At 36.0% G+C, this 20805-nt stretch carries 17 protein-coding genes; 14 read left to right on the top strand and 3 right to left on the bottom strand.

Features of this window, described 5'->3' with window-relative positions; genetic code table 11:
- Window positions 1-123: 123 nt before the first annotated feature.
- From pglZ to NY607_RS20535, 4 genes are all read left to right on the top strand, one after another.
- Window positions 124-2682, top strand: coding sequence for a BREX-1 system phosphatase PglZ type A (gene pglZ, locus NY607_RS20550; RefSeq protein WP_259420295.1), 2559 nt, complete (start codon window positions 124-126; stop codon window positions 2680-2682).
- A 15-nt stretch (window positions 2683-2697) separates the two neighbouring features.
- Window positions 2698-4743, top strand: coding sequence for a protease Lon-related BREX system protein BrxL (brxL, locus tag NY607_RS20545; protein WP_259420294.1), 2046 nt, complete (start codon window positions 2698-2700; stop codon window positions 4741-4743).
- Window positions 4744-4860: 117 nt separating this feature from the next.
- Window positions 4861-6630 carry a DUF262 domain-containing protein gene (locus tag NY607_RS20540; RefSeq protein ID WP_259420293.1) on the top strand — a complete coding sequence of 590 codons (1770 nt, stop codon included), beginning with the start codon at window positions 4861-4863 and terminating at the stop codon, window positions 6628-6630.
- A gap of 631 nt (window positions 6631-7261) precedes the next feature.
- Entirely contained in the window at window positions 7262-8185 is a 924-nt protein-coding gene (locus NY607_RS20535) for a hypothetical protein (RefSeq protein ID WP_259420292.1), read from the top strand.
- A gap of 67 nt (window positions 8186-8252) precedes the next feature.
- Here the strand turns inward: NY607_RS20535 and NY607_RS20530 are convergent, their stop codons facing one another.
- The gene (locus NY607_RS20530; protein ID WP_259420291.1) at window positions 8253-8411 is read right to left on the bottom strand and encodes a hypothetical protein; all 159 of its coding nucleotides are present in this window, start codon (window positions 8409-8411) and stop codon (window positions 8253-8255) included.
- Between the two features lie 1056 nt (window positions 8412-9467).
- Here NY607_RS20530 and NY607_RS20525 point away from each other — a divergent pair.
- The 7 genes from NY607_RS20525 to NY607_RS20495 all read left to right on the top strand — a co-directional run bounded on the left by NY607_RS20525 (window position 9468) and on the right by NY607_RS20495 (window position 16369).
- Window positions 9468-10475, top strand: coding sequence for a GTP-binding DUF697 domain-containing protein (locus tag NY607_RS20525; protein ID WP_259420290.1), 1008 nt, complete (start codon window positions 9468-9470; stop codon window positions 10473-10475).
- A gap of 638 nt (window positions 10476-11113) precedes the next feature.
- Entirely contained in the window at window positions 11114-11263 is a 150-nt protein-coding gene (locus tag NY607_RS20520; protein WP_009373145.1) for a hypothetical protein, read from the top strand.
- A 451-nt stretch (window positions 11264-11714) separates the two neighbouring features.
- On the top strand, window positions 11715-12263 hold the full coding sequence (locus tag NY607_RS20515) for a helix-turn-helix domain-containing protein (RefSeq protein ID WP_259420289.1): 549 nt from the start codon (window positions 11715-11717) through the stop codon (window positions 12261-12263).
- 137 nt (window positions 12264-12400) lie between these two features.
- On the top strand, window positions 12401-13657 hold the full coding sequence (locus NY607_RS20510; RefSeq protein WP_048394314.1) for a hydroxymethylglutaryl-CoA reductase, degradative: 1257 nt from the start codon (window positions 12401-12403) through the stop codon (window positions 13655-13657).
- Between the two features lie 3 nt (window positions 13658-13660).
- A complete protein-coding gene (locus NY607_RS20505; protein WP_048394316.1) occupies window positions 13661-14101 on the top strand; it encodes a hypothetical protein in 441 nt (146 codons plus the stop codon).
- Window positions 14098-15453: a tripartite tricarboxylate transporter permease gene (locus NY607_RS20500; protein ID WP_066037148.1), complete on the top strand. Its 1356-nt coding sequence runs from the start codon at window positions 14098-14100 to the stop codon at window positions 15451-15453. The genes NY607_RS20505 and NY607_RS20500 overlap by 4 nt, the downstream gene beginning before the upstream one ends.
- 19 nt (window positions 15454-15472) lie before the next feature.
- The gene (locus NY607_RS20495; protein ID WP_259420288.1) at window positions 15473-16369 is read left to right on the top strand and encodes a hydroxymethylglutaryl-CoA lyase; all 897 of its coding nucleotides are present in this window, start codon (window positions 15473-15475) and stop codon (window positions 16367-16369) included.
- A gap of 156 nt (window positions 16370-16525) precedes the next feature.
- On the opposite strand, the gene NY607_RS20490 is transcribed toward NY607_RS20495, so the two are convergent.
- Complete coding sequence (locus tag NY607_RS20490; RefSeq protein WP_131521182.1) at window positions 16526-17257, bottom strand: helix-turn-helix transcriptional regulator; 732 nt, start codon at window positions 17255-17257, stop codon at window positions 16526-16528.
- Window positions 17258-17387: 130 nt separating this feature from the next.
- On the opposite strand from NY607_RS20490, the gene NY607_RS20485 reads away from it, so the two are divergent.
- The 3 genes from NY607_RS20485 to NY607_RS20475 all read left to right on the top strand — a co-directional run bounded on the left by NY607_RS20485 (window position 17388) and on the right by NY607_RS20475 (window position 20239).
- Window positions 17388-18347 carry an amidase gene (locus tag NY607_RS20485; protein WP_259420287.1) on the top strand — a complete coding sequence of 320 codons (960 nt, stop codon included), beginning with the start codon at window positions 17388-17390 and terminating at the stop codon, window positions 18345-18347.
- On the top strand, window positions 18344-18847 hold the full coding sequence (locus tag NY607_RS20480) for an amidase family protein (protein WP_259420286.1): 504 nt from the start codon (window positions 18344-18346) through the stop codon (window positions 18845-18847). The genes NY607_RS20485 and NY607_RS20480 overlap by 4 nt, the downstream gene beginning before the upstream one ends.
- A 135-nt stretch (window positions 18848-18982) precedes the next feature.
- Window positions 18983-20239: an MFS transporter gene (locus NY607_RS20475; protein WP_259420285.1), complete on the top strand. Its 1257-nt coding sequence runs from the start codon at window positions 18983-18985 to the stop codon at window positions 20237-20239.
- A 70-nt stretch (window positions 20240-20309) separates the two neighbouring features.
- On the opposite strand, the gene NY607_RS20470 is transcribed toward NY607_RS20475, so the two are convergent.
- Window positions 20310-20750: a cell wall hydrolase gene (locus NY607_RS20470; RefSeq protein WP_004228176.1), complete on the bottom strand. Its 441-nt coding sequence runs from the start codon at window positions 20748-20750 to the stop codon at window positions 20310-20312.
- Window positions 20751-20805: the final 55 nt, after the last annotated feature.

The raw sequence follows: 20805 nt of genomic DNA, 5'->3' as shown, positions 1-20805 counted from the left end.
TTTAGAACCGGAGCAGCCGTTTTAAAAAACATATTCTATATACCACCGAATTCCTTACAAGCCTCTAAAATTAGAAGGGGCTTTTTTGTGTTTTCGGCTATAATATAAGGTGAGGTGATTCATTTGAATATCGAACAAATAGAATCTGCATTACAGGATGCGTTTAATGAGCCGTTGAAAAGTGGCGAGCAGCGTAAAATTGTATTCTGGGTAGACAAGGATCAAGAATTTATTGATGAAATTGATCAAATGACAATAGATGGTGTACACATACAGAAATTAACGAATAACAACCAATTTTATATGAAGCATTTATTAGAGGAAGAGGATACGCAATCTCATTATTTAATTTACACTAATCTGGAATTGAATTCGGAAGAAAATTGGTTGTACGATATTGTGCTCTATTCAAAAACGTTTTTTGCGGATCGTATTTCATTAATTATTAGTGACTTACATATTGATCCATCATTGCGAATGATTATTAAGAAATATGAAAAGTTCTTTAATAACAAAGAACGCTTCAAGAAGTTTCAGGCTTTTGGTTTGACGAACTATACAGAAGAATCGATTGAACTTGCGATTATGAGTGTTCTTTGTGGCATTAAAACACTAGATTTTGAATCGGTCTTAAAAACGGTGCTAATGGATACGCTAGAAGATACTGAAAATAAATACATCGCACAGATGGAGAAGTTCTTTGATTTAGCTGCTTTTTGGAAACATGTAGAGCAGCTGTATGGCTATGAGCGTGAAGTAAAGACCTTGAAAACATTATTTATTCATTTGACGGTTACGGCACTTAGTCATGCAATGAAAGAGGAATATTTAGGTGGATTAAAGGACTTTATAGCGGTTCGTAATCGCACGAATTCATTAGTATTCATCGACCATTGGCGACACCATAAAACGGATTACGCTGTATTTGATGAGTATGCAGCTGGAATTGAGCAAGAAGTGAAATTAGCAAGCATCATTCAATCGATTCCTGTTGAAGAATTCAAGCAAGCAGATATTTTCCCCTATTTTGATAAGGCAATCATTATAAAAATTGCGAATAACTTGTTAGAGAATTTAGAGGACTTTGAAAATTATACGAAGCTAATTAAGCTACGTAGAGCGAAGCATTATTATGAGCAATTCACATTTGTTTATGAGGCGTTGTACTATACCGTAAAAATGCATGAATTTTACAAGGAGCATAAGCAGGGGCTTATGCAGGGTGAACCAATTGCGATACATGAGGCGTATGTGAAAGAGTATTACGCTATGGATATGTATTACCGTAAATTTTATGTTGCTTTTGATGAGGCTAGTAATAATGAATTGCTAAAAAAATTGAAATCACTAGTAGAAAACCTTTATACGAATTGGTTTGTGGCAGAGCTAAGTACGAATTGGTCACAGGCTGTGAAAGCTGAGATGACAGAGGATTGGTCGTTGCCAGGAGTGAGAAGTCAACAAAGCTTTTATTCGTCAGTTATTGCACCGCATATTCGTAAAGGTGAGCGAGTGTTCGTTATTATTTCTGATGCGATGCGTTATGAAGTTGGTGTAGAACTAGCAGAACGATTAAATGCCGAAACAATAGGTGATTGTGAGGTAGGCACGCTGTTAGGTGTAGTGCCTTCTGTAACAAAATTAGGGATGGCGGCTCTGTTACCTCATCGTAAGCTTGATTTTGATGCAACTGGTCGTGTAATGATTGATGATACGGATTCATCTGGTTTAGAAAAGCGTAAAAAAATACTTGAATCGTATGTGGAAGATAGTATTGCAGTGCATTTTCAGGATGTGTTAGATATGAATAAGGCAGGACGTAGAGAAGTCTTTAAAGGGAAGAAGCTCATTTACTTCTATCATGACACGATTGATGCAATGGGTGATAAAGCGTCTACAGAAATCTATACGTTCAATGCCGTTGAAAAAGGGTTAGATCAACTATCCGCTTTAATAAAGGTGATACGTGATGATTTAAGTGGCTCGAATGTTTATATTACAGCCGATCATGGTTTCTTATATCAACGCGAAGAGCTTCCTGATAGTGATAAATTGGCGAAGGAGAAGATGGATGTAATCGAAGTGAAACGCCGCCATATTTTATCGAAGGAGCAGCGTGAACTAGAGGGGCAAATTGCCGTGGATTTATCTACAATTGTTCAAAATGAAGAAGCATTAACGGTTTATTTACCAAATGGTACAATTCGCAATCGCCTGCAAGGTGCAGGTGTAAACTTTGTACACGGTGGAGCGAGCTTACAAGAAGTGGTTGTTCCCTTGCTAACATTTAAAAATAAACGTGCTGGTCAAAAAGGTGTCCAATCGATTCAAAAAGTGGATATTAAGCTAACAAATACGACACGAAAAATTACAAACAGCATTTTTAACTTAGAGTTTTTCCAAACTGAAAAGATAGAAGATAAGAAAATTCCACGTACCGTTTTAATTTATATGACGGATGATGAAGGAAGCGTATTATCCAATGAAGAAACAATAATTGGGGATCGAACATTTGATAAGTCTGAAGAGCGTACATTTAAGCTGCAATTTGTATTAAAAAGCATTACGTATGATCGTGCAAAAAACTATTATTTGAATATAAAAGATGTAGAGACGGGTGTCGTAATCGAAAAAATACCGTATTCAATTAACTTAGGCATTGTTAGTGATTTTGACTTTTAGTAAAGAGGTGTGAACATGGACGAGGTTTCGACACTAAATTTAGATAAAAAATTAAATGAACATTTTGCTGGTCGAGTGGTGCGTAAAGATTTAACAAAGCTTATTAAAGAAGGGGCAAACGTACCTGTTTATGTATTGGAGTATCTATTAGGTATGTATGCAGCTACGGACGATGAGGCAAGTATTCGTGAGGGCGTAGAGCGAGTGAAGAAAATCCTGGCTGAAAATTTTGTGCGACCAGATGAAGCAGAAAAAATTAAATCAAGAATTCGAGAGCTCGGTCAATATTCCATTATCGATAAAGTAACAGTTGCTTTAAATCCTAAAATTGATACGTATGAAGCAGAGTTTTCAAACTTAGGACTAAAGGGCGTTCCTGTGCCACCAAGCTATGTAAAAGAGTTTGATAAGCTGCTAGTAGGTGGTATTTGGTGTATGGTGAAAATCGATTACTTCTTTGACGAAGAAGTACGTAATATAAATCCGTTTAGTGTAAGTAATTTAAAGCCAATTCAAATGCCAAATATGGACATCACAGAGGTTTTTGAGGGGCGTAAGCAGTTCACAAAAGATGAGTGGATTGATGTGTTAATTCGTTCAACAGGCATGGAGCCAACACAGCTTGAAGACCGTGTGAAATGGCATTTATTATTACGCTTAGTGCCTTTGGTGGAAAACAACTATAATATGTGTGAATTAGGACCACGTGGTACAGGTAAATCGCATGTATATAAAGAAATTTCACCGAATTCTATATTAGTATCTGGCGGTCAGTCAACCGTTGCCAACCTTTTTTATAATATGTCTACACGCAAAGTAGGTTTGGTTGGTATGTGGGATTGTGTAGCATTTGATGAAGTAGCAGGCATCCGCTTTAAGGATAAAGATGGCATTCAAATAATGAAGGATTATATGGCTTCTGGGTCATTTGCACGTGGCAAAGAAGAAAAAAATGCATCTGCATCGATGGTATTTGTCGGTAATATTAATCAAAGTGTAGATGTTCTTTTGAAAACATCTCATTTATTTGCCCCATTCCCACCTGAAATGGCGAACGACACTGCTTTCTTTGACCGAATGCATTATTATATGCCAGGCTGGGAAATTCCTAAAATGCGTCCAGAATTCTTTACTGATCGTTATGGCTTTATCGTAGATTATATTGCTGAGTTTTTCCGTGAGATGAGAAAGCGTTCGTTTGCGGATGCAATTGACCGTTATTTTAAATTAGGTAATAACTTAAATCAACGAGACACAATTGCCGTACGTAAAACGGTGTCAGGCTTAGTGAAGTTACTATATCCACATGGTGAATATACACGTGAGGATATTGAAGAAGTCCTGAAATATTCTTTAGAGGGACGCCGCAGAGTAAAAGAACAGCTGAAGAAAATTGGCGGTATGGAATTCTATGATGTAATGTTTTCTTATTTAGATAAAGAAACGATGCAAGAAGAGCATGTTGCTGTTCCTGAGCAGGGCGGTGGAAAGCTTATTCCAGAAGGGATGTTACGACCAGGGCATGTCTATGTTGTAGGTCAAGCACTGACAGGTATGATAGGTGTCTATAAATTAGAAAACCAAGTTGTTAGTGGAACAGGTAAATTTGATAAATCTGGCGTAGGCTCCAATAGAGATGTGAAAGAAAGCCTTGATACTGCATTCCGCTACTTCACTGCGAATAGTAAAAGTGTTAGTAGTTCGATTAGTACCAAGACGAAGGATTATTTAATGCATCTTACAGACTTACAGGGCATTGGATTAACTGCTCAGGTTGCAATTGCAGAATTAATCGGTCTTTGTTCAGGAGCGTTAGAGAAACCTGTACAGGAAGGTCTGGTGATTGTTGGAAATATGACAGTAGGTGGGACGATTTCGAAAGTAGAAGAATTAGCAAATATTCTTCAAGTTTGTGTGGATGCAGGTGCAAAGAAAATTCTGCTACCAGCACCATCAGCGGGAGATTTCTATACAGTACCATCAGATTTAATTGTAAAAGTTCAACCAATCTTCTATTTAGATCCGATAGATGCGGTTTATAAGGCATTAGGGGTGAGTTGATTAGCTCTAAGTATTGGTGAATTAACGTATTTCTGATGATTAATATTTGTAAGGAGTTAAAGATTTAATAAAATTGCATTTAGTATTATTGGGGTGAAACAGAAAGGGGAATAGAAAGTGGCAACGACAATCGAAGTGAACAAACAAAGTGTTAAACAATTATTAGAAACAGGAAAAGTTAATAAGTTCATTATCCCTGAGTATCAACGTCCATATGCGTGGTCAGATGAACAAATTCAAACGCTTTTTGAGGACTTAGTAGAGTATACAGAAAATAATAACGAAAGTACTTATTTTCTTGGAACAATTGTTTCTTATGAAAATGAGAATGGCGAACAAGAAATAATAGATGGTCAACAGCGAATTACCTCTTTGTTTTTATTACTACGTGCACTTTATTCAAAACTAAATTCAATGACAGAAACAAAAGAAGTAAAAAACTTCAAGGGACAAATAGAATCTGCATTGTGGGAACAAGATGAATTAACTGCTGAGGTTGATTTCGAAAAAACACTTATTGAATCCAGAGTAATGAGGGACGAAGGAAACAAAGTTTTTTCAGAAATACTTATTACAGGCAATGTTGATGGTTTGGCTAAAGATAACTATTCGTTAAACTACAAATTATTTACAGAGTTAATAGAGAAGTATGCTACAAGTGAGCCAGAGTTGTTTTTCTGGTTCATTCGAAATGTACTGAATAAGGCGATTTTATTACCTATTACGGCTGATTCACAAGATACAGCATTAACAATTTTCTCCACTTTGAACGATAGAGGATTAGCTTTATCAGATGCAGATATTTTTAAAGCTAAGATCTACAATCAGTTAGATACTAATGGGAAAGCAATTTTCATTGAGCAATGGCAAAAACTTGATGATGAAGCAACTAATGCGAATGAAAGTATTCAAAAACTGTTTTATTATTATATGTTCTATTTGAGAGCGTTAGAAAACGATAGAAATACCACAACACCAGGGATAAGAAAATACTATTCAAGAAATAATTTTGAACAGTTATACAAGAGCGATGTAATGAAAAATTTGAATACGTTACTTAACTTATGGCTTGTAGTGAATAATCGTGTAGAAATTGAAGATGAAGAATGGTCGAAAAATATTGAGATTAAACAAGTACTAGATATATTAACTTCATATCCCAATGAATTTTGGAAGTACCCAGTTGTTATATATTATCTTAAATACAATGATTCAGAAGATTTCGAAGAACTATTTTTGAAATTTTTAAAGAAACTACTTGCAGTTTTGGCAGCGAGATATATAGTTACCCCAACTATTAACGCTGTAAAGAGAGGGATTTTAAATTTAAACTCTGAAATTATTAAATCTCCAGTACCAAAATTTAACTTTCCGAGAGTAAGTGAACAAGAATTAAAAGATAAAATCAAGCTCGCTCATCGTAATACAGTTCGAATGATATTAAAGATTCTTGCTTATCAAAATCAGAAGGACCTACTTCCTGAAAAGTGGGAAATAGAGCATATCTTGCCTCAAAAATGGCAAACAAATTATTTCCCAAGTAACTCTGATAGCGAAGTACAAGAATTGGTAGAACATATTGGGAATAAGATTCCGTTTGAGAAAAAACTAAACATTATTGCAGGAAACGGGTATTTTAAAAAGAAGCAACAAAGCTATGAAAAATCAAAAATCCAGCTATTGCTTAATCTTTCTAACCAGTATAATGATTGGGGATTAAATGAAATTCGAGAAAGAGACATTCGGATTTCTGATGAGCTATTAATCATACTTAATGATTGGGGCTTAAATCAATGTGAAATACCTAATCAGGAAGAATCCACTCCAGTTCCAACCGCTGAAGAATTAAAGATAATTGAAGAGCTTAAAAGAAAAGGTTTAATTTAAAGTGTACTGCAAATCACGTTGACTATCTTATTAACTGTATATATTCGATTTATCCAACTTATCTGATTTCCAATTTCATTAGAGTGTATTAAAAAGAATGCTAATCAACCTATATTAAATTCCTATCCTACATCGTAAATGGTGTAGGATTTTTTTCTTATTTCCTTCACTCCCCGTTTTCCCTCTCTTAAATTGTTAGCTAAGTAACATTGAAGATAGATTTGTTGTAAAAGAATTTGTCATTCAGTTTAAGTTATAACTGGCAATGATACATACTCATTTTTTTGCAATATTATTCATACGTCTTATTGTTATTTTAGATAGATGAATCCTATTATAGAGATTATTTGGTGAGGTATTTCATTGTATTGAACCCCTTATGTAAAGCATAAATATCCATGTTTTTATGCATAACCAGATTATCGTTTATAGCATTTTTTAATTGACAAGCATAGTGTGAAAAATATTTTTAGAATAGTTTCTATCGGAACTTTGTAGAATGAAAAGTCACTTGAAATATAAGCAGTAAAGAGACGTAAATAAGCGGGGATTTGGCGTAAATAAGAAACGGCAATGCGTTGATATAACTACGTTAAATAGAAAATATCCGCTTCAAAAGAGGAGGAAAAATATGATTCATACAGCAGAGTTTTCAATACAACTAGATTACGAACATATAAATTTTAGAAAGGACCACTATGGCAAAGAACCAATAAACCAAATTTTACACAGGCATATGATGAAAGGAATTAGTAGTGTGGAATACTCAAATAACTTTAATGCATCTTGTAAGATGGTAATAGATATTCCTTTGATTTTAAATAAAGGGAATGTAGAAGAAAGCGATTATGAGCAAGTTGAGCGTTATATTAAAGGAGCATTGAGCATCGTTTATGGGGATGAGCAGTTATTCGAGCAACATAATCTTAGTAGAGTTGATTATCGATTTGATATTGAGGTTTCCGATGAAAATATTAGGAACATCTACTTTGAATTATTCAGGAAGCTAAAAAAGAAAAAGGCTCACTTGGAAAAAAAGATTTATTTTACTTCACAATATCACCAATGTAAAAGCATTCATACTATCTTTTATGATAAGGAACAAGAGCGTAGAGATAAAAATGAACATATTGAATTGTGGGAAAGAGGGATGATGAGGTTTGAGGTGTGTGTAAAAAAAGATCATTTGAAGTACAAAAAATATAAAAAAGGAGAGCTACGTTTTTTAAAGGACTATTTTAAAAAAGAAAAATACAGCAACTATATGAACAAGTACATTTTGAACATTTGCTCCACTGGTGATTTTTATTCTTATCCTAGGTTAGAAGCAATGATTGCTGCAATGGATTTATCAATTAGAGAAAAATCAGAAATGAAAAAATTCGCAAAATATGTTTCTAAAGGAAACTTAGATACACCAACTAAGCATTATTCAGATAGCACCTATCGAAAATATCTGAAGCTGTTCAATGAGCATGGAATAAATCCAATTACGATTCCACCTAGGTACAAGATAGATTATTTAGAAAGCTTAGTGAAGCAGACTGCCTTGTAAATAGGAGAAATTTCTTCAGTGAAAAGCAAAAAACCATTGCCTAGTATGTACTAAGCGATGGTTTTTTTTATTTGCCAATAGCGTGGTCCTTTGAAATATTCAACAGATCGAGTGCCGTTGAAAGAATGATTTTTTTCATGTTTGTACTTATTAATTCACCATTGCAAAATACATCGTGCTCCAGCAAAAGTGATTCCAATTCTACTTTTTCGGTTACTACGTTCATATTCACAAGTCCTTTCAAATTGTCATAAAGACACCATTTTTATTTGATTGCTTACTATAAGCAGGGGGATAAGGAAATATTCCGTATTGAGCTCCTTGTTCTTGTAATTTTTGCAGGAAATTCAGTAAAGGGAGATTTATTTATAGTGGAATATAAGTCACATACTATATTGGCATGTATCTAGATTTAGGACTGAATGAAGTGTACAAAGTAATGGAATTGGAGTTTTGTTCTTTCATAAAAATATGCAAAACAATGAAGGAGCAACTTCGTAGTAAAAAATCATGCAAAACAATGTGGTTTTGTAGTATCAAAAAATCAATGCAAAACAATGTGGTTTTGTGGTATCAAAAAATCATGCAAAACAATGTAGTTTCGTAGTATCAAAAAATCATGCAAAACAATGTGGTTTTGTAGTATTAAAAAATCATGCAAAACAATGTAGTTTCGTAGTATCAAAAAATCATGCAAAACAATGTGGTTTTGTGGTATCAAAAAATCATGCAAAACAATGAAATCATGGTTTTGTAGTATCAAAAAATCGTGCAAAACAAAGGAATCGTAGCTTTGTTGTATCAAAAAATCATGCAAAACAAAGGAATCGTAGCTTTGTTGTATAAAAAAATCATGCAAAACAATAGCAATGTGGTTTTGTTCTATCAAAAAATCGTGCAAAATAATGAAATCATGGTTTTGTTCTATCAAAAAATCGTGCAAAACAAAGGAATCGTAGCTTTGTTGTATAAAAAAATCGTGTAAAACAATGGAATCGTAGTTTTGTAGTATCAAAATTTCATGCAAAACAACTGAATTATAGCTTTGCTGTATAAAAAAATCGTGCAAAACAACTGAATTGAAGCTTTGTAGTATCAAAATCCCATGCAAAACAGTGTGGTTTTGTAGTACCAAAAATACGTGCAGAAATATATTTTAAGATGTGTCCATACTTTTTATAGTTCTTTAAATCCATTGAATATACAATTAAATTATAATGTCATTTCTTTATATATGTTAAAAAATGTTATAATCGAATTATCATATAATAGAGGTGAGGTAATGACGAATCTAATTAATACGGAAGAATTTAACAAAGTATTTGAAGAAGCTTTTGAAAAAGAATCAGAAGAAATAAATGCTCAGTTGTCGCAAAAAATTTTATTGGCTTTAGTAGGAGATGTCAATAGCGGAAAGTCCTCCACTATTAATAAACTTATGAATGAAGAAATAGCTATGGTAGGAGCCAAACCAGGAGAAACTGTTGATATTAAAGAAATACCATATAAAGAAAATATTGTTTTTGTTGATACACCTGGTTTAGATGATGTTCATAAAGAAAATTCCAACGTAACACTTGAGTACTATAAAAATGCCGATATTATATTATTTTTTTTAAATGCTGCTGGCACTGTACTATCAGATAATGAACTAAAAAACCTTAAAGATATTTCTAAAACTAATAATGATATAGTAATTGTTTTGAATAAAATAGATGCGGCAGATGATGTACCTCCATTAGTCAAATATATAGAAGATAAAACTCATAATCAGTATCCAATCGCACCAATATCGTCCAAAACAGGTGAGAATATAGAGATGTTACAAAGGCACCTGTTAGATATATTACGAAAGAAATCAAAGGATATTTTATTGGGAAAGCATTTAAAAAATAGAAGTTCTGTTGCGAATAAATGGATTGTTGGAGCAGGGGCTTCAGCAGCAGCTGTAGGTGCTTCTCCCATTCCGGGGTCAGATATTATACCTATAACAGGAATTCAAGTGGGTATGATGCTTAAGTTAGCTACGTTATATGATAAACCTTTATCAAAAGATAACGCAAAGGAGTTAATTTTAGCTACTATAGTTGGTAATATAGGTAAGTCTGTATTTAGACAGATTGTGAAATTTGTTCCAGGTGCTGGCTCAGCTGTAGGAGCTAGTGTTGCTGGTGCTACTACACTTGCTTTAGGATACGCAGTTAAGTATATGTATGAAAATAATATAGAAATCAATGCTGATCAATTAAAAATGATTTACAGTATGTTTTTAGCAAAACAGAAAATCTAAGCAGTAGTGTTAGGTACTTATTTAAAAGAGTTGCTTATAATCCATGATTGGATAGGATTTTTTAAGAATTTAGTTGGTATATCTGTGCCTAAATTTTTTATCCTTATAAGGTTGAAGTATCTATAATTACACTTGCTAAGGATATACTGAAATTTATCTATAAATGCATAAATGTTACCTAACAAACACTTCAATCGAACGAGTGTAGTAAACCAGGAAGTTTATAGGATTCACAAATTTTGTTAAGTATGTGCTTTTAGCAATAAGAACAAGCTAGTTTCCCTGTATGGTGATTTATAATACGGTGTTGACACGTCAGGTCATAATCTGGTCAATAAAAATTATAAGTGTCCGGAAACGTTGATACAGCTTGGTTTATAAGTGATGTGTTCAAATTCCCGCCGTCTCCATACATAAAGGTGAGCAAGATTGTAGCGGTAAATAATGATAAAGGTATAATAATATAAAAATGGATGGATACAGATAATACTTTTGGCTATGAATTATTTACTAAGCTTTTACCGAAATTAAGGTTAAGCAGTACACCAATATAGGAAAAAGGTTTACATCAGCAAAATAAGGTATACTATATTTGTTGAATAGATTTCTTTAAAGGCAGGAAAAGTAGGTGAACCAAAGTGGGGAAATATCAATTGGATACTAAAGGTAAGGCGGCTGTGACGAAGTATCATGAAAAAAACAAGCCAGCCCAATTTGATAAAAAGCAGCAACTTGAGAAAATACGTGCGGCGTATTTGAAAAAGAAGCAAGAACAAACAGATCAATAATTTGAATGAAAACATAGGAAGACAAAAATCTCCCTATGTTTTTCTTTAACATAAAATTACGGTAGATTTTATTATTCTCCTAAATGGCAGATTTGATGACAGAAAACTTATTATCAGATATCCATTCCTCTTAACATTCCTTGTACCGTACTACCCTAGAATTTTACTCCGTCTTCAGTTCAACTTAAGCTAATTTGGGCCTCTCAAAGTGTTTATTGTGGAGCATAATGCAACAATCTCAAACGCGGGATTCAGCCTAAGAAGAAGTGAATCCCATCACTATAATGGAAGAAGGGTGTGCTAAAAGTCGAGAAACTTTCAGCACACCCTTTTGAATTTAATTGAACAGACGACAATGAAGGAGTAATATACTCCCGTATTTTTCGATCCATCATTCAAAAATATAGTATAGTTATTGTAAAAACAGAAATGATCGAGGGGACTGGAATAGATGAACTTACTAGAAGTTGGAGTAAAAATAAAGCAGATGCGGAAGAAAAATAAAATGTCTCAGGATGATTTAGCTTCGCAGATTCATTTAACGAAAAGCCATATTTCAAAAATAGAAAATGGCAAAGCGACACCGAGTCTGGTGACATTATCTAAGATTGCGGAAATATTTGATGTGCCAATGGCTTGGTTTGTTATTCAGGATCAATTTGATGGCATTTCGATTGTATCGAAAAAAGAACGCCATGAGACGGTTGAGACGAATGAACTTGGCTATCAATATGAGCTGTTAGCGAATAAGAGCTATATGAGTAATATCAATCCTTCTATTGTTACTGTACATAATGGGGCGGAAAATTTAGCGCCTTATACTCACGATAATGATGAATTTATTTATGTCATTTCGGGTAGTATCGTCTTGAAATACGATCATAAATTTTACAATTTAGAAGAAGGGGACTCTGCGTATTTTTCTGGGAAAAAGGAGCATATCTTTATTAATAATTCTGCAGAAAACTCAAAGGTATTAACGATTTATGTTGAGGATTAAATCTTTCTTTTAAACGTATATATTATCGAAAATACAAATTTCTTGTTTACAATACTATTCAGACAATTTACAATTGGTGTAATGTTATTCAACTAAGTTGAATTATATTACACTTTTTTAATTTTGGGGGTATGGGGATGACTTCACGTATTAAGGGATTTTATTTACTTTCAGTAGAAGAGCGAATTAAGTTAATCGCTGAAAAATCAAATTTAACCAACGAGGAAGTTGAAGCTTTAAAAAGTGGAATTTCATTAGAGCTTGCAGATGCAATGGTTGAAAATGTTATTGGACATATTTCAGTGCCTCTAGGGGTAGCGGCCAACTTTAAGGTGAATGGCAAGGAGGTATTTATTCCGATGGCTACGGAAGAGCCGTCAGTAATTGCTGCGGCTAGTAATGCGGCCCGTGCAGCATATGAGTTAGGGGGTATTTTTACTTCCAGCTCGGGAACAGTTATGCGCGGACAGATTCAGGTATTAAATATTGAGGACCCTCATGCAGCGAGGGCGAAAATTTTTGAACATAAAAATGAGATCATCGAGCATTGTAATGAAAAAGATCCAACGTTAGTCAAGTTAGGCGGTGGAGTGAAGGATATAGAAGTGCACTTAATCGACACAGCAAAAGAAACTATGGTTGTCGTCCATTTAATCGTTGATACGAAGGATGCAATGGGGGCAAACGCTGTTAATACGATGGCGGAATCTGTGTCACCATTAATCGAACGGATTACAAATGGACGAGTTGTGCTACGGATTATTTCAAATTTAGCAGATAAGCGTATTGTTCGTGCGCGTGGTGAATTCTCGACAGAAATGCTCGGGGGGATAGAGATTGCGAAAAATATTGTAAGTGCTTACGAATTTGCAGATGCTGACCCGTATCGGGCTGCCACACATAATAAAGGGGTTATGAATGGTATTACAGCTGCGGTATTAGCATCGGGTAATGATACACGTGCTGTTGAGGCTGGGGCTCATGCCTATGCTGCTCGTTCTGGTAGATATCGTTCTTTAACAACATGGGAGCTGAATAAAGCAGGCAATCTTGTTGGGACGTTGGAATTGCCATTAGCTGTTGGTATTGTGGGAGGGGCTACGAAGACCCATCCTGTTGCAAAAGCAGCGCTAAAAATTATGGATGTGCAATCTGCAGAGGAGCTAGCAAGCTACATTGCCGCAGTAGGATTAGTAGAAAATCTAGCAAGCTTACGCGCACTTTCAGCAGAGGGGATTCAATCTGGTCATATGCGTCTGCATGCGAAAAACTTGGCTGTAATGGCTGGAGCAACAGGCGATATTATTGATCGAGTTGTGCAGCAGGCGGTAGAAGAGAAGGATTTCCGTTATGATCGTGTTTTAGAGATTACAAACTCTCTGCGAGGTGAATAATACATGGCGAATACTCCATACAATGAGCAAAAAAATGTAGAGGAAAAGAAGTTTATTGAAATTTTAGGAGACACGGTTTCTGGTAATCAATTAATTATTTCAATTATTTTAAGCGTTGCCGCAAGCTTTTTAGGCTATCAGTTTGGCCAGTGGGTTTTTCCGAAGTTTGCAGACCCTCAAATGATTAACTCCTATTCATTGTTAACAGGAATCACGGGTATTCTGATTGTTGTTGCTATTAATACGATTCTTTTTAAACCAAAACGTATTTTAGTAGAAGATGAAGCATCTAGTCATTCTTTAAAGGAAGCATTTGAGGATTTACAGATTGATATAGACGAGGAAATACGCTTAATCGAGGAAGATCCGGTGACAAAAAAGGAGCTTGAGGATTTTGGTATTCTTTCTAGCTTACAAGGCTTGAAAGGAGCGGATAAAAAATGAGTATTTATGTAATAGCTCTTTTATTTGCACTTCTTGGTGCAGCTATCTTTACTGTCATTGGTCTTATCTCAGGTACAGATGAAACAGCAATTATGGTACCCATTACATTGTTAGTTATTTTGCTGGGAGCGCCTCCTGAAGGGGTATTCGCATTTTTCATGGCGGGCGTGTTAGCTAAGCATTTAACACATGCTGTCCCAACTGCGTTATTAGGGATTCCTGGGGACACAACAGCTGTACCTTTAATTGACCATGCCAATACATTACGCCGTTTAGGGATGCCGCACGTTGCATTACGTAAAATGATTTCTGGCGGTGTAATCGGTGCATTTATCGCCCTACCAACCGCTGTATTGTTAGGTCAGTTTTTAGGTCAATTTGCCGACTTTTTTAAATCTTCATCAGGCATCATTTTTACACTTGCCGCAATTTTAATCGCATTCTTTTCAAAAGGAAAATGGGCAAGTATTTTAATCATTATTCCATTTGCATTTTTCATAAAAGCTTTAGATAGTGTTAGCTTCGCGATGCTGGATAAACATTTAAGTATTACATTCTTTTTAGGAATTGCCATTGGACCGATGTTTTGTAATATTTTAATGGCGGCTTCCTCCGTTGCTAAAAATGATCTAGCTCGCAGTAAGCCAAATCAATATAATCTTGCTCCCGAAACGAAATCATGGAAGGGCTATTTCCCGAATCCATTTAAAATTTTATCGAAAAGGCAGACCATTTTTACGAGCATTACAACGTTTCTTTCCTCCCTTACATTTGTCTTCAGTCCTGTCGGGATGACGTCATTGATGGGAGAAATTGTAGGCTCACGTACAAAAGGTGCCTATAAAAAATCAACAACGAGTCTTACTGTCATGAATGGTGTAACGGAATCGACATATATAGCTGAAGCGATTATTCCATTAATTGCATTCGGTATTCCGTTAAGCCCAGTAGCACTTGGACCAGCATCACCTTTATTTAATGCACCACCGATTTTTACAGTAGATCCAGTTAACAACCTACACACGCTAATGTCTTCATGGGACTTTTTCATTTTTGGGTTAATCGGTATTAGTGTAGCCGCTTTAATTGCTTATCCATTTGCGATGAATTATGCACGTAAAGCATCTGTATTAGTATTGAAATATATTAGCCAGGAAGCAATCGTAGCGATGTTTATCGGATTAGCATTTTTGCTTGCCTATAACGAGGCACAATTGCTAGGAGTAGTGTTAACATTTACAGTCGCAACTGTTGGGGGATTATTGAATCGTATTTTAGGTGTAGGGGCTGGTGTGCAATTCATGGTATTCTACGCATCAAGCTGGATTATGCTACAGCTGTTCGGCATTTAATTAAAGGAAGTGTATCTTTATGACTTTACCAAAACAAGTGGAAATAAGAGAAGTAGGTCCGCGTGACGGCTTACAAAATGAGAAAATTTTTATTCCAACTGATTTGAAAGTGCAATGGATTAATTTAATCAGTGAAACAGGTGTCCGCCATATCGAAGTATCCTCTTTTGTTAGTCCCAAGTGGATACCAGCTTTAGCCGATCATCATGAGGTGTTTGAGCAAATCGCACGTCATGAAAACATAACGTATACAGCTCTTGTGCCTAATTTGAAAGGGGTAGAAGGAGCCATTCAACAAAAGGTTGATGAAATTGCGTTATTTATTTCTGCCTCTGAGGAGCATAATCAAAGTAATGTAAACGCTTCAATTAACCAATCTTTACAGAACTTAAAAGCTGTAGCTGAAGCAGCAAATCGTGAAGGTATATCGTTAAGAGGCTATATTTCAACTGTATTTGGTAGTCCGTTTGGTGACGAAGTAAAGCTTCAAACAGTGAAGGAAATCATTGATGCCTATCTAGCAATGGGTGTTTCTGAAATTTCACTCGGTGATACAATTGGGGTAGCGGATCCTGTACAAGTAAAGGCTATTTTATCAGAGCTACTCACTCAATACGATCGTGATTTGTTTGCCCTTCATTTTCATGATACGTATGGCCGTGCTTTAGCCAATATATTTGCAGCATTAGAGCTGGGGATTACAAAATACGACAGTGCTATTGGAGGTTTAGGGGGATGCCCCTATGCCCCTGGTGCAAGCGGCAATGTATCGACAAATGATTTAGTAAATTTTCTGCATCGTTTAGGTGTGCAAACGAATATTGATGAAGAAAAATTGTTTACCGCTACGCGATTTTTACAGCAGGCAATAGATAGACAGCTTGATAGTAAAGTATATAAAGTGCAAAGTAATTAAGTAAAAAAGCTCTTTATAGTTAGAATTAAAATGAGAACTGCCCCACCAATTGTTAGACACAATCTACCAATTGGTGGGGCAGTCTTTTTACTGAGGAAAAATAGTTTTATGCCAATTAATCAGCATACTACCTTTGAATTCAATAGGTGATCCCCCCTAAATATGATCAATATACTTCAAACACTTTGCCAGCAGTTGGGTACGATTGGTTACTTGAAACTTTCTATATAGGTTTTGAAGATGTTTTTTGATTGTATTTTCACTGACGAATAATTGCTGGGCGATATCTAGGTTTTTCAAGCCTTTGAATACAAACTTTAAAACTTCTCGTTCTCGATCTGTCATTTCCAACACGATGGAGGGCTGTGAAAAGTGATGTAAGGAATACATGTTTTCGATATTTCTTTTCAAATACACTAACTTTAAAATATCTTTGTCATTAAATAGCTTCTCTCCTGTTTTCCTTAAAAAGCCAATAACGGCTACGAGCCTATTGTCTATTCTTAAATACATGGCCATTTCATCTTCATAGCGATTTTCTTTCAAAAAAACTTCTTTATAATGGGTTTGTTTTTGCAGGCACATCACTTCATTCCTACTCATTAGCTGAATGGAAGGCTGTGTAGTTATATTTTGGGGGTGTAATGGATCAAAGTTTTTATATCTTTGCAAATAGTCATTAATCGTATGACGCTCTATATTAAAAAGCACTGGGGCGGTTAACTCATTATTTGCTATTTCCCAAAATAACATATGGTGATAGCCGAGATGCTGACTAATTGTTTGCAATAGTTCCTGTTTAAACCCTTCATTGCTTTGTTTCACATTCATATTTGAAATATGATAGCTTGCCTTAAGAATGTTTTCTAAATCATTTTCTAAAAACATGAAAACACCTCATTTCTCTATTATGCATTTATATTCTACTTAAAACGGAATTATCCTTTTGGGTAATATCTTAAATTTAGAATATTCAGTACATTATAGTTGCAAGATTACTACTATACGAGGTGATGATATGAATTTACAAGAGTATGCATCCTATGACGGTATTGGGTTGGCAGAGCTAGTAAAATCAAAGGAGGTAACACCACAGGAGTTAAAGGAGCTAGCGTTAGAAGGAATAAAAAAAGTCAATCCATCCATTAATGCGGTCGTTAGTGTGTTAGAAGAGCAGGCTGATAAAGCAATTGAGAAGGTTGATGAAAATGCGCCATTTGCAGGTGTTCCGTTTTTAATTAAAGAACTTGTGCTACATGCAGAGGGTGTTCCGCATAGTATGGGGAGTCGTATTGGAGAAAATACGGTTATACCCGTCGATAGTGAATTAATGGCGCGTTTTAGAAAGGCTGGCTTGATTTTAGCAGGTACTACAACAACACCTGAGTTTGGCTATAATGCAGCGACTGAAGCGCTAATTTATGGTGCAACGCGCAATCCGTGGAATTTACAGCATAGTCCAGGTGGTTCAAGTGGTGGGGCAGCAGCGGCTGTTGCAAGTGGTATTGTGCCAATTGCCCATGCGAATGATGGTGGTGGTTCTATTCGTATTCCCGCTTCCTGTAGTGGGTTAGTGGGATTAAAGCCTACACGTGGAAGAGTTCCAGCTGGTCCATTCAATAGCGAGCCTTTAAATGGTATTGCCATTGAGTTCGCTGTGACTCGTACAATTCGTGATACAGCGGTGCTATTGGATCAAGTAGCAGGCCCTGACTTAGGGAGCTATTCCAAATTAGAAGTAACACATGCACCGTATGGACAACTTATCCAGGAAACAGTGCGCCCACTAAAAATTGCGTGGACCACTGAAACAAATTCTGGGGCATTTGTCGATCCGGAATGTATAGAAGCGGTTCATAAAACAGTTCAAGTTTTAAAGGAGCTAGGCCACGAGATAGTGGAGGCGCGTCCGAATATGAACAAGCATCATTTACAAAGGCGACGGTCGATATTTGGACAGCGAATATTTATCAAATGATTAAGGGGGCTGCAGCAGGCACTGGTAAAGCAGTTTCTCCAGACTATATTGAAGCAGCCATTTGGAAATGCTATGAATATGGTGGTCAATTAAAGGCGGCTGATTTATTGGAAGCTATTCATACAAATGCGGTCGTTTCACGTCAAGTAGCAGGCTTCTTTGAAGACTATGATATTTTATTAAGTCCAACTATTGGCACACTTCCTGCTAAAATTGGTGAATTAAATGCCAACAATCCTAACGTTTCAGCTGTTGAATGGACAGAGCAAATTTTCACGTATGCACCGTTTACAAATTTATTCAATGCTACAGGTCAGCCCTCCATATCATTGCCTTTAGCCGAAAGTAAATCAGGTCTACCAATTGGTCTACAAATGACAGGTAAATTTGCAGATGAATTGACGTTATTACAGCTAGGTAGACAGCTAGAGGAAGCCATGCCTTGGAAAGACCGTCAACCAGCAGTACATGTCAGTGAACAGCCTCAGCCAGCAGTATAATCTAGCATGAAATGCACTTAGTAAAGACTAGGTGCATTTTTTTGCGGTCGTAATTTTGAAGCTTCCTCAAAAGCAGTTTTTATCCTGACCTCGATCTCATATACATACAATAAAAGCTAATAGGAGTAGTGATTATTGGACAAACAACAACATAAGTACAGATGGATTGTGTTTGTTGCTGTATTGTTTACCTATTTGTTAATGGCAAGTCAGCGAACTGCTCCAGGGTTAATTACAGATCAATTAATGGAGGATTTTGGGGTAACGGCATCGACAATTGGGTTATTGACGAGTATTCAATTTTTTGTGTACACGAGTTTGCAAATTCCAATGGGGATTTTAGCTGACCGATTTGGGCCAAACGTTTTCCTCATCATTGGTGCCACCCTTACAGGTATAGGAACCATTCTTTACAGTCTAGGTACACATGAATTCATTCTATTCTTTTCTAGAATACTTACTGGTATAGGAGATGCCACCATATGGGTGAATATGGTGCTTATTTTGGCACAATGGTTTCATAAAAAGGAGTTTGTCCGATTAATTGGCTTTGCAGGTATGACAGGGAGCTTAGGTTTCTTATTGGCAACGGTGCCTTTTGCTACATTGATTCTTTTATTAGGTTGGCGAATCACCTTTTTCTCTACAGGACTTTTACTATGCTTATGTGGTGTACTTCTTTATTTTGTGCTTGTACAAAACACAAAACGCATTTTTTCAAAGGAACCTGTAAGCATAACTAAAGAAATAAAACGTGAAAAAAGCTCCAAATTATTACGAAGAATATTTTCAAGCAGGCAAGCATGGGCTTTATTTTTTTGTCATTTTGGCGTTGTGGGCGGGTATGTTGGCTTTATTAGCTCGTGGGCAGTACCATATGGGATCAATATGTATGAGATGTCACGGTCAGAGGCTAGTCAGTTAATTATGATTGGTCTAGTCGGAGCGCTTATAGGAGCACCTTTAATGAGCTGGATTGCTGGCTGGTTAGGTACGATTAAGAGACCCTATATTGTTGTGCATATTGCGGTTTTAACGAGTTGGTTTGCCTTTCTTTTATTGAAAGGGCATCCGTCCATTTTCATGCTCATTGTCCTGTTCTTTATCATTGGCTTTGGCTATGGTGCAAGTGCTTTAACCTTTGCGGCAGTTCGTCAAACTTTCCCTTTAAATGAATCAGGCATTGTTTCTGGATTTGCCAATACTGGGGGCTTTCTAAGTGCCGCATTGCTGCCCATTATTTTTGGGTTTATTTTAGATTACTTTCAAGCTGCCACAGGCAATGTAAGTGATGGATACTACTATGGCTTCATTTCGCCAGTCATATTTTCTATCATTGGCTTGATTGGAGTAATGATGTTTAAGGAAAAGCTTTTAAAGGTGATGGATTAAGCCATGCTATAAAATATGAGTATAAAGGGATACCTGCAATAGAGGTATTCCCTTTTTAACGTTGAACGTATTATCCCATATATACACTGGCACAAGTATCTGGAGCAGGTTCATAAAAGCAATGATTCTTAAATTGTCCTGTAAACGGCTGACCATACCATGTTGGGGGACATGGTGCATATGGATTGAAGTACCAGAGTGCGTATTTTGCTGGATGTTCACGCCAGAAATCTAAGTTTTGTTTCGCCAATCTTTTTTCCGTTTCTCTCGCTCGTTGGTAAAACATATTGCCTTTTTGAACAGCTTCGAAAGAATAATTTCCGCCTTGTACCTGGTAAATAACCTGCTCAATTGTTCTTACATCATTGAAATCTAAACAGGATGCCACAGCACGATTCACAATGACATTGCCCACGTAAAGCATACCTTGTTGACCTTCACCCTCTGCTTCTGCTCTCATCATCCTTGCCATTAAAGCAACGTCTGCATCACGGTATTTTACTCTTGGCATTTTTCCACCTCCACCTTATAGTATGAAAAAGAACAAGGCTAGTTTCACTTTATCT

The organism is Lysinibacillus sp. A4 (genome assembly GCF_024919535.1).
Taxonomy (GTDB): domain Bacteria; phylum Bacillota; class Bacilli; order Bacillales_A; family Planococcaceae; genus Lysinibacillus; species Lysinibacillus capsici.
Note: the sequence above shows the minus strand (reverse complement) of the source record. Positions and strands in the feature narration are given on the sequence as shown.

Bases quoted from the DNA above. Each gene is read 5' to 3' on its own strand.
- NY607_RS20515 (WP_259420289.1), top strand. From the start codon at position 11,715: ATGAACTTACTAGAAGTTGGAGTAAAAATAAAGCAGATGCGGAAGAAA.
- NY607_RS20500 (WP_066037148.1), top strand. From the start codon at position 14,098: ATGAGTATTTATGTAATAGCTCTTTTATTTGCACTTCTTGGTGCAGCT.
- NY607_RS20535 (WP_259420292.1), top strand. From the start codon at position 7,262: ATGATTCATACAGCAGAGTTTTCAATACAACTAGATTACGAACATATA.
- NY607_RS20505 (WP_048394316.1), top strand. From the start codon at position 13,661: ATGGCGAATACTCCATACAATGAGCAAAAAAATGTAGAGGAAAAGAAG.
- NY607_RS20490 (WP_131521182.1), bottom strand. From the start codon at position 17,257: ATGTTTTTAGAAAATGATTTAGAAAACATTCTTAAGGCAAGCTATCAT.
- NY607_RS20525 (WP_259420290.1), top strand. From the start codon at position 9,468: ATGACGAATCTAATTAATACGGAAGAATTTAACAAAGTATTTGAAGAA.
- NY607_RS20530 (WP_259420291.1), bottom strand. From the start codon at position 8,411: ATGAACGTAGTAACCGAAAAAGTAGAATTGGAATCACTTTTGCTGGAG.
- NY607_RS20495 (WP_259420288.1), top strand. From the start codon at position 15,473: ATGACTTTACCAAAACAAGTGGAAATAAGAGAAGTAGGTCCGCGTGAC.
- NY607_RS20470 (WP_004228176.1), bottom strand. From the start codon at position 20,750: ATGCCAAGAGTAAAATACCGTGATGCAGACGTTGCTTTAATGGCAAGG.
- NY607_RS20485 (WP_259420287.1), top strand. From the start codon at position 17,388: ATGAATTTACAAGAGTATGCATCCTATGACGGTATTGGGTTGGCAGAG.
- brxL (WP_259420294.1), top strand. From the start codon at position 2,698: ATGGACGAGGTTTCGACACTAAATTTAGATAAAAAATTAAATGAACAT.
- NY607_RS20510 (WP_048394314.1), top strand. From the start codon at position 12,401: ATGACTTCACGTATTAAGGGATTTTATTTACTTTCAGTAGAAGAGCGA.
- NY607_RS20480 (WP_259420286.1), top strand. From the start codon at position 18,344: ATGATTAAGGGGGCTGCAGCAGGCACTGGTAAAGCAGTTTCTCCAGAC.